Below are 12,411 nucleotides of genomic sequence, written 5' to 3' on the forward strand. Positions count from 1 at the left end.
ATGCATTAACGAGACGAAAGGCCTGGATCGATCGATGCGAGCCCGGGACAATGTTGTTAATACGCCTGCTACTCATCGGGAATAGACCAGTCTGGATGGCTTACGATTCAAATGCCGGGCCAGACGCTTCATCACGTTCTGGTGTCCCAGACCGTCTGCGAGGAGAACATGGGCGCGCTTGTTTGTGGCGAGCATGTAACAGTTCAAATGTGTCTCACTGTGCAACGATTACAGAGCAGTTTCAGACTTGTTGCATTTGGATACGCGTCATAGCGTCCGAGCGCACACGAATTTGCGCCGTAGACCCCTGACGCGACCGGAGCTGCCGACCTTGAAAACGCTATTACGATACCGCAACCTACTTTTAGTATCTTCGGCTGCAGCCGGTTGCCTGGCTCTGGAAATGGCATCGCCGGCCTTCGCTCAAACTGCAGCGACGCCAACGGCAGCCGCTGGTAAGCATCCTGTAGCCGCAACGACCACGCCTGCCTCAGCCGGATCTGCCGCCGCGCCGTCTGCCGCGACCGGCACGGCCGCTCCGGTCTTTGCTGCGGCCAAGGCGCCTGACAAGGTCGAAAGCGTTGTCGTTACTGGCTCCATCCTTCGTAATCCGAACCTTTCCGGCGCCAACCCGGTCACGCGCCTGACCGCAACCGACCTGCAACGTCGCGGCATAACGACCGTCGCTTCCGCGCTGCAGCAGCTCTCGGCCAACGGATCGGGCAACCTGCCAACCAACTTTACCGGCAACGGCGCCTTTGCCTCCGGCGCCTCCGGCGTATCGCTGCGCGGGTTGACCACCGATTCAACCCTGGTGCTGATCGACGGTCAGCGCGCGGCTTATTATCCGCTCTCCGACGATGGCGAGCGCAACTTCGTCGACACAAACAGCATCCCGAACTCGATCGTCCAGACGATCGACGTGCAGCAGGATGGTGGATCAGCGACCTACGGCGCCGACGCGGTCGCCGGCGTGGTGAACATCATCACCCGCAAGCAGATCGTTGGCTTCGAGGGTGGCGCCGAGGGCGGCTTGTCGCAGCGTACAGATGCCGGACACCAGCGGCTATATGCGACCTATGGTTACGGCGACCTGAAACACGACAACTACAACGTCTGGATCAACGGCGAGTATCAGCAGGACGACCTGCTGATGAACCGCGATCGCGGCTTTCCCTACAACACCGGCAACCTGATTGGCCTGCAGGGCACTAACGGCAATCCGAACGGACTGACCGACGGCGCTATCTCCGGCATCGGCGCCACCCGTGTCGGCCTTGTGCGTCCGGCGACGGCAGACGGCACGTACGTTCCCGGTACGCAGTTCCAGCCGATCAACTCGGCACTCGGGTGCAGCGGGCTTACGACCCATGTCGTGTCGCAGGGTACGGTGTGCGAACAGAATACCGTCGGCGATTACAAGGTCATTAGCCCGAGCGACCGGCGCATCAGTTCAACCGCCAAGGCAACGGTGAACCTGAGCCCGAGCGCTCAGGCCTATGCGATGTTCACCTACTCGCAGAACCAGGTGTACTTCCCGATGACACCGAGTTCGATCCGGCAGACCAGCGCGTCCGGCGATGCAGGCCTGACCAGCATCGTTCTGCCCGCCGTGCTCAGCAACGGCACGCTCAACCCGAACAACCCGTTTGCGGCGCAGGGACAGGACGCCCGCCTCTATTACCGCTTCGCCGACTTGAAACCGACTGAAACAGACTTCAATCAGACCTTTCGCGGGTCAGGTGGCGTCAATGGTTCGGTGTCGTCTCACTGGGGCGGTGACTGGGATTATAACGTCAGCTTCGTCGGAATGACCGACTCCCTACGCCGCACCATTACCGGCGTCCCGACCTACCAGGGTATTCTTTCCGCGATCGCGGACGGCTCCTATAATTTCTCCGACCCGTCGCAGAACAGCGGCACTGTCCGTAATGCCATCGCGCCGAGAGCCGTCCTGAACGCGAGCTCGCAGGAATACGCGCTCGACGTGGTGCTCTCGAAGGGCTTGTTCGAGCTCCCCGGCGGCATGGTCACTCTCGGAATCGGCGGCCAGGCACGCTATGAATCACTATCCGATCCCAGCCTCAACCCCGATGATCCGCTCAATCCGAATGCACAATATCTGCCGCAGATCAACCCGTTCAGCGCCTTCGGAACCCGCAAGGTCGGCTCGACCTTCTTCGAGGTCGGCATTCCGGTCGTCAAGCAGCTGAGCTTCGATGTTTCGGGGCGCTACGACCATTATTCCGAAGGCTTCAGTAATTTCGCGCCGAAGGTGGGTGTGGTCATAAAGCCGATTCAAGAGGTGACATTGCGCGGCACCTTCTCCAAGGGTTTTCGCGTTCCAAGCTTCGCCGAAACCGGCGGGCAGAATGTCGGCTTCATCAGCTACACACCATCGACCCCGGGCTTCATCAACCAGCATCTCAACGCCGCTGGCAATGGGCCGGACCTCTATGCACAGACCTACAGTGTCGGCCTGAACACCGTTGGCAACACCAATCTGAAGCCGGAGAAGTCGACCAACTTTACCGGTGGCGTGATCCTGCAGCCAAAGCCCTGGATCAGCATGTCGGCCGACTATTACTATATCAAGAAGGACAACTACATCGTCACCGCCGACTTCAGCACGGCGCTCAACAACTACTTCAACAATCTGGCGCTTCCAGTCGGTACCACCGTGACGCCGTCGACGGCCGATCCGGATCACCCCAATGGAATGCCATCGGCGGGCTACGTTAATATCGGCTATATCAATGCAGCCAGCCTTGTCACCGACGGCTTCGACCTGTCGTTCACCACGAATGTCAGGCTGCCGGGCCGGCTGAACGACGTCAAATGGATCAGCAACGGCACCCTGACGTACGTCAACCGCTACAACATCGACTATCCCGGCCTCGGTGTAGAGCGTTATGCCGGAACGATTGGTCCGGACAACATTACCTCGGCATCCGGCACGCCGCGCTGGCGCTCGAACTGGCAGAACACATTCATCTACAAGCGGCTCGCCACCACCGTGAACGTGAACTACACCAGCGGATACAAGTTGACCGCCGAAGACGTCTCCGGTCCCGGGACGCGCAACGATTGCAGCCAGGCTCAGCAGGGTTTCGTCGGCGATCCGCAGCGCTGCCACGTCAACGGGTTCATCAACGTCGACCTGACGATCAACTACGCGCTGAACGACAAGCTCAACCTCTACACCAACATCTACAACGTTTTCGACAAAAGCCCGTCGCTCGATACCGGGACCTACGGTGGCTACCAGTACAACCCCTCGTGGGGCGCCGCAGGAATTCTCGGTCGTGCCTTCCGGTTCGGCGTCACCGGCAAGTTCTGACGACAACACGATACGTGGGCTGTTGCCCACGTATCGTCTCCCGGCAGGAACTCTACGTTATTTTACAGCCGCGTCTGCAAACCCGTCCGTCGCGTCCAGCAACGCGGTCATGATGCCGGGCTCGGTGGTCGCGTGCCCGGCATCCTCGATCAGGTGGAACTCCGCCTCCGGCCAGGCGCGGTGCAGCTCCCAGGCAGTGCGGGCCGGGGTGGCGACGTCGTAGCGACCCTGCACGATCACCCCGGGCAGGTGTGCGATGCGGTGCACATCACGCAGCAACTGGCCCTCCTCGAGCCAGGCGCCGTGTACGAAGTAATGGTTCTCGATCCGTGCGAATGCCAGTGCGAATGCGTCGCCGCCATGCTGCATGGCGAGCGACGGGTCCGGCAGAAGCGTCAGCGTCTCGCCTTCCCACAGGCTCCAGGCGCGTGCGGCTTGCAGCTGCACGGCAGCATCGTCGCTCGTCAGCCGCTTGCGGTAGGCCGCCATCAGGTCGCGGCGCTCGGCCTCGGGGATCGGCGCCAGGAACCGCTCCCACTTGTCGGGAAACAACCACGACGCGCCCTCCTGGTAATACCAGAGCAGCTCGGCCCGTCGCATCCCGAAGATGCCACGCAGGATCAGTCCGGTCGCCCGCTCCGGGTGCGCCTGCGCGTAGGCGAGTGCCAGCGTGCTGCCCCAGGAGCCGCCAAACACCAGCCAGCGCGGCGTGTCGGTCATCTCGCGCAACCGCTCGATGTCCGCGACCAGGTGCCAGGTGGTGTTGGCGTCGAGCGATGCGTGTGGACGCGACCGGCCGCAGCCGCGCTGGTCGAACAGCAGCACCCGGTAGCGGGCGGGATCGAACAACCGGCGCTGCGTCGGCGTGCAGCCGCCGCCCGGTCCGCCATGCAGGAATACCACCGGAATGCCGCGCGGGTTGCCGCACAGCTCCCAATAGACACTGTGCCCGTCGCCGGCATCCAGCATGCCGTGCGCATAGGGCTCGACCGGCGGATACAGCGTGCGTCTTGTCCGATTGCGATCAGTCATTCGACTCCCCTGTCGCCCCGCCGGCCTCACCGACATCCATGCCGGACCGCGGATGGGTGCGGCGCCAGACGTCCATCAGGTGCGCCTCGTCGGCCAGCGTGTAGCGCTGCGTGCTGGAAAGGCTGGCATGGCCCAGCAGCTCCTGGATCGAGCGCAGGTCGGCGCCGCCTTCCAGCAGATGGGTCGCGAACGAGTGCCGCAACGCGTGCGGCGTTGCGTGCTCTGGCAGCCCCGCGAGCCGGCGATAATCGCGCATGGCCTTCTGCGCCACCGCCGCATCCAGCCGTCCGCCGCGCACGCCGGGGAATAACGGCGCGTCCGGGGACGGTGCCGGATGAACCGCAGCCCACGCGCCGAGCGCCGATACCACCGCGGGCAGCAGCGGCACCAGCCGTTCCTTGTTGCCCTTGCCGCGCACGCGCAGCACGCTGCCGCTGCCAGCAATGGTCCGTGGCAGGTCGCGGAGATCGAGCGACAGCGCCTCGCTGATGCGCAGGCCAGCACCATAGAGCAGCGTGAACAGGGCGGTGTCCCGGCCCTCCGCCATCGTCGTGTGCGCCAGCGACGCGATCCCGTCCGGCACCGCCAGCGCCGCCGGAACCGGCAGCGGGCGCGGCAGCGGCACGCGGATACGCGGCGAGGCCATCAGTCCGGGTGCGGCATTATCCACCCCGTGCCGGCGCGACAGATGCCGGTAGAAGCTGCGCATCGCCGACATCCGGCGCACCCGGGTCCGGTTGGCCTTGTCCCTGGAGAAGTCGCGAGCCATCCCCGCCAGTCGTGCCTCATCCGCCAGCCAGGCGCGCAGATCGGCCTGGCGCAGGCCCGCCAGATCGGCCAGGTCCGGCTCGCTGCCCAGATGCATCGTCAGGAAGCCAATGAACCGGGCGAGGTCGCCACGGTAGGCCTCGATCGTGTGCGGGCTGGACCGCTTCTCGTCCCGCAGCCAGTCCAGGAACTCCTGCACCAGCTCACCACCAACCGGGCCCGGCGGCGGGCTCATCGCCGGCTTCCCCCTGCAGGGGTCTCGATCCTCGCTGCCAGGGCTTCCCCCAGGAACGCCAGTGCAGCGCCGCCGCCGCCGCCGGCGCTGCCACCGGTCATGCTGGCCGGCAGTCCTTCTTCCAGCACGGCCGAGTCGCGGCTGGCCAGTGCCAGCAGCATCGGCGGCAGGCCCGGCACCGGAACCCGCAGCAGCGCATCCTGCGTTGCCAGTCCGGCTGCCTCGCCATGCAGCTCGACCGCGTCCCAGGGCGCCGTGCGCACCAGCACGTCGCGCGTTCCGAGCAGCCTGGCGACCGTCCCGGCGGGTACGTTGCGGGCCATCAGCAACTGCAGCAGGGAGCCGTGGGCGCCGCCGACCTGTTCGATGCAGAGCAGGGCGGAGTCGATCCCGAGCAGTCCGGGCAGGTCGCTGGTGACCCATTCGCCGATATCCTGCGTCCCGATCAGCGCCAGCACCGCCGCGCGCACGCGGTCGACCAGGCCGATCGCCGCACGCCCGGCCTGCAGCACGCTTTGCGCATGCGCCGTCATGTCGGCCGCCTGCTGGCGCGCCGCCCCGATCATCGCCGCCATATGGTCGGCGAGGATCTCGCCATGCACCCGGCGTGGCGGCGACATCAGGCTGTAGATGTCCATCCGGGTTGCCAGCCAATCCGGGTTGTCGGTCAGGAACCGGGCGACCCGGGCTTCCTCGTCCAGCCGGTCGGAGGCCGCGCGGTCATTGTCCATTAGGGTGATCGCTCCCACACTGAGGATGACCACGAGCAGGACAGCTGCCCGAGCTGGCCGATCCGCCCGAAATCGATGGAACCCTGTCCCTGAAGCGTGTCACGCAGCCGAGCTTAGCCGTCCCCGACGCACCGACAAAGGGCCGGCTGGAAAGCGAACCGGCGGGCGAGGCTGGTGTCGCGCGGGTCTCGGTGCTGCTGCCTTATCCGCTCCTCGGCGCGTTCGACTACGCACGTCCGGAAACGCTGGCCCTGGAACCCGGCGACATCGTGCTCGTGCCGCTGAACCGTCGTGCCGAGGTCGGCGTGGTCTGGGATGCGCCGGTCGGGCTGCCGCCCGATCTCGCGGCACCACCCTCCCGGCCGGTGGCGGACGCCAAGCTGAAGCCGGTCGCGGCGCTGCTGGACATCCCGCGCATGCCCGAGAGCCTGCGCCGCTTCGTGGACTGGGTGGCGGGTTACACGCTGAGCCCGCCTGGCCTTGTGCTGGCGATGGCGCTCCGCACCAATGCGTCCGCGCCTATCCCTCCCACCACCGGGTGGGTGCGGTCCGGCAGCAACTCCACCACCGCGCGCCTCACCCCGGCCCGGCAGCGCGTGCAGCAGGCGCTGGTGGACGGCCTCCCGCGCAACACCGCCGAGCTTGCCCGCATGGCCGCGGTCGGGACCGGCGTGGTGCGATCGATGGCGGAGGCCGGCCTGCTGATGGAGGTGGTGATCGAGACCCCGTCCGCGTTCCGCCGGCCCGATCCGGACCATCAGGACCCGGTGCTGTCGCCGGACCAGGAACGCACCGCGGAAAAGCTCAGGAACCTGGTGCATGCCCGCCGTTTCCAGGCGGCGCTGCTGGACGGCGTGACCGGTTCCGGCAAGACCGAGACTTATCTGGAAGCGGTCGCGGCCTGCCTTGCCGAAGGCCGGCAGGCGCTGGTGCTGCTGCCCGAAATCGCGCTGTCGGCGCAGTGGCTGCAGCGTTTCGTGCGCCGGTTCGGCGTCGAGCCGGCGGTCTGGCACTCCGATCTCGGCTCCAAGCGCCGTCGCATCACCTGGCGCGCGGTCGCCGGCGGCGAGGCGCAGGTGGTGGTCGGCGCACGGTCGGCACTGTTCCTGCCGTTCCCGGATCTGGGTTTGGTGATCGTCGACGAGGAGCACGAGACCGCCTTCAAGCAGGAAGACGGCGTCACCTACCATGCGCGCGACATGGCGGTGGTGCGGGCGCGCCTGTCCGCCGCACCGGTGGTGCTGGTGTCGGCGACGCCCAGCCTGGAAACGCTGGCCAACGTCGAGAGCGGCCGCTACGAGCATCTGTCGCTCGCCGTGCGCCACGGCGGCGCCAGCCTGCCGACCGTCGAGACGATCGACCTGCGCGACCATCCGCCTGAGCGTGGCCGGTTCCTGAGCCCGGCGATGATCGAGGCGGCGCTGGACGCGATGCGTCGCGGCGAGCAGGCGATGCTGTTCCTGAACCGGCGTGGCTATGCCCCGCTCACCCTCTGCCGCACCTGCGGGCACCGCATCCAGTGCCCGAACTGCACGGCCTGGCTGGTCGAGCATCGCGCCCGCCGGCAGCTCGCCTGCCATCATTGCGGCCATACCGAAGCGGTGCCGACCCATTGCCCGTCCTGCAACGCCGAGAACAGCCTGACCCCGATCGGGCCCGGCGTGGAGCGCATCACCGAGGAGGCGCGCGAGACTTTTCCAGATGCCCGCATCCTGGTGATGGCCAGCGATACGCTGCCCGGGCCGAATGCCGCCACCGAGGCGGTCCGCAAGATCGCCGACCGGGAGGTGGACCTGATCATCGGCACCCAGATCGTCGCCAAGGGCTGGCATTTCCCGGGGCTGACGCTGGTGGGCGTGGTCGATGCCGATCTCGGCCTGGCCGGCGGCGACCTGCGCGCCGCCGAGCGCACGGTGCAGCTGCTGCACCAGGTGGCCGGGCGGGCGGGTCGTGCCGAAGCGCCGGGCCGGGTGTTGCTGCAGACCTACAACCCGACCCATCCGGTGATGCAGGCGTTGATCGCCAACGATTTCGCCACCTTCATGCAGAAGGAAGCGGCGCAGCGCCGGCCCGGCAACTGGCCGCCCTATGGCCGTCTCGCCGCCCTGATCGTCAGTGCCGACACCGCGGAAGCGGCCGATGCAGCCGCGCAGGCGCTGGGCCGAACCGCGCCGAGGGGGGAGGGGCTGCAGGTGCTGGGTCCGGCCCCGGCACCGCTCGCGATCCTGCGCGGCCGTCATCGCCGGCGCCTGCTGTTGCGTACCCGCCGGGAAATCGCGGTGCAGCCGATCCTGCGCAGCTGGCTGCACGGATTGCAGCTGGCGCGTTCGGTGCAGGTCGACGTGGATATCGATCCGGTCTCGTTTCTATAAGTGCGGGCGGTTTTATCGAGGCTGCTCATGCAGGCGTGCAGAACAACATGGTTCTGAAGCGTACGGGTTCGGAAGTTCCTGTACTATGTATGGTCCCGACGCCTGCAACGGTTCCAGGCAGGATCGGCCGGGCCTGTGCGGTCGTCGTTTGTGACTTCCCATGGTTCCAGCTATTGCTGATGAACACTCGGAGGTGCGAGCGATGTGCGCCAATCGTTCGGCCTGGCGCGACAGGACGGCAGAACCGGACGACGCGCCATGCTGTCAAAAGCCTCTGCAGGAGGTCGGAGTGCGCCTGCTTCGAGCCGATAAAAGCAGGTCTCGAGGTTTTTCAGTAACAATGAATTTCAGGAGGTAATCATGGACTTTAACGGACCGAGCAGCACGATCTCGCTTGCGCGACACCAGGACACGTTCCTGACCCTCAAGGAAACCAGCGTCGAGAGGCGGTTCGATATGCCGTTCCGACCCACCTACCCCTATGAGGGCTCCTATCTCAGCCATGCCCACGGCGCCCTGATCGCAAGGCTGCATGAAACGGGCATGATCGATGTCGGCATCGATGGCTGGCTTCTTCCCGCAGATGCATTGAAGCTTTACGAGCATGCCTTCTGCTGCGGCGGCGATATACTGGAGCTTGGCGCCTATCGCGGGCTGTCCGCATCGATCATGAGCAGTGCCATCGTCGATAGCGGGCGACGCAGCACCATTGTCAGCATCGACCTGGACGAAGACGCGATTGAGTTATCGACCCGCCAGTTGAAGGGAATGCCCGGCGGCGACGACGTTTATTTCTTCCGCGACGATGCCGCTTCGGCTGTCCGCAACCTGGCCGGAATCAAGCGCCAGTTCGCATTCGCGTTCGTCGACCATTCGCACGCCTACGACCACGTTCTTCCCGCGTGCCAGATCCTGCACCGGGTTGTCGAACTCGGGGGCTTCGCCCTGTTCCACGATTTCAACGATCCGCGCAACAGCAACGAAGCAACGCTCGACTACGGCGTCTATCAGGGCGTGCTGGATGGGCTGCGCGTGGATCGCTGGGAGTTCTGGGGCATCTATGGGTGCAGCGGCCTGTTCCGCCGTATCGGTCCCTGTTGAACGATCGATCGTGTTGATCTCCGGCACGTAGGACGACCCGCGCATGAGCGTTCTCTGGTGCCAGGGCATGTTCGCCAGTGGCTCGACCTGGCTCTACAACGTGGTGCTGGCGGTGGCGCATGCGGTCGATCCGGAACGCCCGGTCGACGGACGGTTCGTGTTCAACCTGGCGGATGCAGCCGGTCTCGACGCGCCGGAAATGCTGCACGTGGTGAAGGCGCATCAGGCCAGGGACGGCGTCGAAATCATCGCGGCGAAGGCCGAAGCAATCCTGGTGACGCTGCGCGATCCGCGCGACGCGGTGGTGTCGCTGATGCAGTATCAGAAGTTCTCGTTCAATCGCGCCCTGCTGAACGTGTGCAACGCCGCCGAGGCGTGCGTGCTGCTCGGGCGTCTGCCGCAAGCCGTCACGCTGCATTACGAACTCGGCTTCGTCGACGATCCGCGCACGATCGACGGTATTGCGGGGCATATGGGCGGGAGCCTGCTGCCCCGGCAGCGGGACGCGATCTTCCAGGCAACCCGCCGGCCCGCGGTCGAAGCCTTCATCGCCGGGCTGGAAGCGGAGCCCACCACCATCATCGATCGTGACGGCGATACCTACGATCTGCGCTCGCACTGGCATCTGCATCATGCAGGCCGCACCGGCGAGAGTGGGCGATGGCGGCGCCTGCTTTACCCGGCGCAGATCCAGGGCATAGAAACGTCCCTGGGTGACTGGATGAGGCTGTTCGGATATCAGCCGAACGAGAGCAGCCTCGACATGAACACGGCATAGGGGATATCGGGTCGATGAAGCGTATCGCGTTGTTTTCGTCCGGCGCCGTTCTGGCCGCCGGAACGGCTCTTGCTGCGCCGGCTCCCGGCCATCCCCTGCATGACTTCGCCCAGGTCGTGGTCTCGCACGATGGCAAGCGGGTCGCGACGCTCGAAGCGGACGTGCCCGCGGACGAGAACGCCGAACCCGCCTATGGGATCGTGATCCGCAAGATCGACGGCAGCGGCTCGCCGATCACGGTCGGCCTGCCGTGCAAGGGCGCCGATTGCGTCCCGTCGTCGCTCACCTGGTCGCCGGACGGCCAGCACTTGGCGTTCGTGCTGAAGCAGCCCACCGCCGGCAAGACCGGCAAGCCACAGCGCTTCGTCTATGCGGTCGATGCGGACGGGACGAAGCCCACCCGGCTGCTGGCCTTCGACGGCACGCTGGACCGCCTGAGCTATGGCCCGGATGGAACGCTCGCGGTGCTGGCGACCGCCGGCGCCCACAAGGAACCGGGCGCTACCCAGGCGGCCGCGAAGCTGACCGGCGAGATCGGCGAGAACGAGGACGAGCAGCGGATCGCCACGATCGCCGCCGGCGCGCTGCGGTTCCAGTCGCCCTCCGACCTGTATGTCTATGAATATGCCTGGCAGCCCGACCCGGCCCGGATCGATCATGCCCGTTTCGTCGGCACCGCGGCACACGGCAATGGCGACAATAACTGGTGGGTCGCGCGGCTCTACGCCTTCGACGGCCCGGCCGCGCGCCTGCTCTACACGCCGCCGCAGCGCCAGCAGCTGGCCGATCCGGTGGTCTCGCCGGACGGGCGCTCGCTCGCCTTCATCGGCGGCATCATGAGCGATTTCGGCTCGACCGGTGGCGACGCCTTCAGGCTGGCACTCGATACTCCGGAAGCCTCGCCGGCGGTGCTGCAGAACCTCACGCCGAACCTGAACGCCAGCGTGACGTCGCTGTCATGGTCGTGCGGCGGCGACGGCCTGACCGCGACCGCACTGGCCGGCTCGAAGACCGAGCTGTTCGGGTTGGGCGGTGCCAATTCGGGGCGCCCCTCCTGGACCGGCGAGGAGACGCTGACCGCAGCCGGACGCTCCCTGGGGATTGCCTGCGGTGGCGGAGTCAGCGCGGCTGTCCACCAGACCTTCACCGCGGCGCCCGAGCTCGAGGCCGGCCCGATCGGCCAGTGGCATGCGCTCACCCATGCCAATGCCGGCCAGACGGTGCCGGCGACCGCGACCAGCGTGACCTGGCGCAATGACGGGTTCGACGTGCAAGGCTGGCTGCTGTCGCCCAAGGGTGCGCCGACCGACATGGGTGCCGCGAAAGGGCCGATGATCGTGTCGATCCATGGCGGTCCGTCGGCCGCGAACATGCCGGGCTACCTCACGCCCCGCGGATCGTCGTTGTTCCTGTTGCAGGCAGGCTACCGGGTGTTCCTGCCCAATCCGCGCGGCAGCTTCGGCCAGGGAGAGAAATTCACCCAGGCCAACGTGCGTGACTTCGGCTACGGCGACCTGCGCGATGTGCTGACCGGGATCGATGCGGTCGAGCGTACGGTGCCCGTCGACGATCACCGTCTCGGCGTGACCGGCTACAGCTATGGCGGCTACATGACGATGTGGACGGTGACGCAGACCAACCGCTTCAAGGCCGCCGTCGCCGGCGCCGGCGTGTCGAACTGGCAGTCGTACTATGGCGAGAACGGCATCGACGAGTGGATGCTGCCGTTCTTTGGCGCCTCGGTCTACGACGACCCGGCGATCTACGCCAAAAGCTCGCCGATGAGCTTCATCAAGCAGGTGCGTACGCCGACCTTTGAATATGTGGGCGACGCGGATGTGGAATGCCCGATGCCGCAAACCCAGGAATTCTATCACGCATTGCACACGCTCGGCGTGCCCACGCAGTTCGTGGTGTATGCGGGGCAGGGCCACGGCATGAAGGATGCCGGCGACCGTGCCGACGCACGCCGTCGGACACTGGCCTGGTTCGGGCGCTATCTCGGGCATGGTTCGACCGGCGGCTGAACACAGGCGTGAAGGCGTCGTCCGGCG

General features: G+C 66.0%; 8 protein-coding genes. 5 read left to right on the forward strand and 3 right to left on the reverse strand.

What is annotated here, in order from left to right; translation table 11 throughout:
• Nucleotides 1-403 precede the first annotated feature (403 nt).
• Complete coding sequence (locus HN018_RS03010; protein ID WP_171836444.1) at nucleotides 404-3,340, forward strand: TonB-dependent receptor domain-containing protein; 2,937 nt, start codon at nucleotides 404-406, stop codon at nucleotides 3,338-3,340.
• A 57-nt stretch (nucleotides 3,341-3,397) separates the two neighbouring features.
• On the opposite strand, the gene pip is transcribed toward HN018_RS03010, so the two are convergent.
• Genes pip through HN018_RS03025 form a run of 3 tightly spaced genes read right to left on the reverse strand, consistent with a single transcriptional unit; the run spans nucleotide 3,398 to nucleotide 6,106 of the window.
• Nucleotides 3,398-4,372 carry a prolyl aminopeptidase gene (gene pip / locus HN018_RS03015; protein WP_171836443.1) on the reverse strand — a complete coding sequence of 325 codons (975 nt, stop codon included), beginning with the start codon at nucleotides 4,370-4,372 and terminating at the stop codon, nucleotides 3,398-3,400.
• Nucleotides 4,365-5,375 carry a tyrosine recombinase XerC gene (locus HN018_RS03020; protein ID WP_171836442.1) on the reverse strand — a complete coding sequence of 337 codons (1,011 nt, stop codon included), beginning with the start codon at nucleotides 5,373-5,375 and terminating at the stop codon, nucleotides 4,365-4,367. Before HN018_RS03020 ends, pip begins: the two co-directional genes overlap by 8 nt.
• Nucleotides 5,372-6,106, reverse strand: a complete 735-nt coding sequence (locus HN018_RS03025; RefSeq protein WP_171836441.1) for a hypothetical protein — start codon at nucleotides 6,104-6,106, stop codon at nucleotides 5,372-5,374. Before HN018_RS03025 ends, HN018_RS03020 begins: the two co-directional genes overlap by 4 nt.
• A 146-nt stretch (nucleotides 6,107-6,252) precedes the next feature.
• Between HN018_RS03025 and HN018_RS03030 the strand changes: the two genes are divergently transcribed.
• The 4 genes from HN018_RS03030 (at nucleotide 6,253) to HN018_RS03045 (ending at nucleotide 12,384) form a co-directional block, all read left to right on the forward strand.
• The gene (locus tag HN018_RS03030) at nucleotides 6,253-8,478 is read left to right on the forward strand and encodes a primosomal protein N' (RefSeq protein ID WP_171836496.1); all 2,226 of its coding nucleotides are present in this window, start codon (nucleotides 6,253-6,255) and stop codon (nucleotides 8,476-8,478) included.
• Between the two features lie 360 nt (nucleotides 8,479-8,838).
• A complete protein-coding gene (locus HN018_RS03035) occupies nucleotides 8,839-9,579 on the forward strand; it encodes a class I SAM-dependent methyltransferase (RefSeq protein ID WP_171836440.1) in 741 nt (246 codons plus the stop codon).
• Nucleotides 9,580-9,622: 43 nt separating this feature from the next.
• Nucleotides 9,623-10,357 (forward strand): hypothetical protein, encoded by a 735-nt coding sequence (locus HN018_RS03040; RefSeq protein WP_171836439.1) that lies wholly within the window; start codon nucleotides 9,623-9,625, stop codon nucleotides 10,355-10,357.
• A gap of 14 nt (nucleotides 10,358-10,371) precedes the next feature.
• Nucleotides 10,372-12,384 (forward strand): S9 family peptidase, encoded by a 2,013-nt coding sequence (locus HN018_RS03045; protein ID WP_171836438.1) that lies wholly within the window; start codon nucleotides 10,372-10,374, stop codon nucleotides 12,382-12,384.
• Nucleotides 12,385-12,411: the final 27 nt, after the last annotated feature.

Origin of the sequence: Lichenicola cladoniae (assembly GCF_013201075.1) — a bacterium.
GTDB classification, from domain to species: domain Bacteria; phylum Pseudomonadota; class Alphaproteobacteria; order Acetobacterales; family Acetobacteraceae; genus Lichenicola; species Lichenicola cladoniae.

Coding starts and splice junctions, on each gene's coding strand:
- HN018_RS03010 (WP_171836444.1), top strand. CDS start 404: ATGGCATCGCCGGCCTTCGCTCAAACTGCAGCGACGCCAACGGCAGCC.
- pip (WP_171836443.1), bottom strand. CDS start 4,372: ATGACTGATCGCAATCGGACAAGACGCACGCTGTATCCGCCGGTCGAG.
- HN018_RS03020 (WP_171836442.1), bottom strand. CDS start 5,375: ATGAGCCCGCCGCCGGGCCCGGTTGGTGGTGAGCTGGTGCAGGAGTTC.
- HN018_RS03025 (WP_171836441.1), bottom strand. CDS start 6,106: ATGGACAATGACCGCGCGGCCTCCGACCGGCTGGACGAGGAAGCCCGG.
- HN018_RS03035 (WP_171836440.1), top strand. CDS start 8,839: ATGGACTTTAACGGACCGAGCAGCACGATCTCGCTTGCGCGACACCAG.
- HN018_RS03040 (WP_171836439.1), top strand. CDS start 9,623: ATGAGCGTTCTCTGGTGCCAGGGCATGTTCGCCAGTGGCTCGACCTGG.
- HN018_RS03045 (WP_171836438.1), top strand. CDS start 10,372: ATGAAGCGTATCGCGTTGTTTTCGTCCGGCGCCGTTCTGGCCGCCGGA.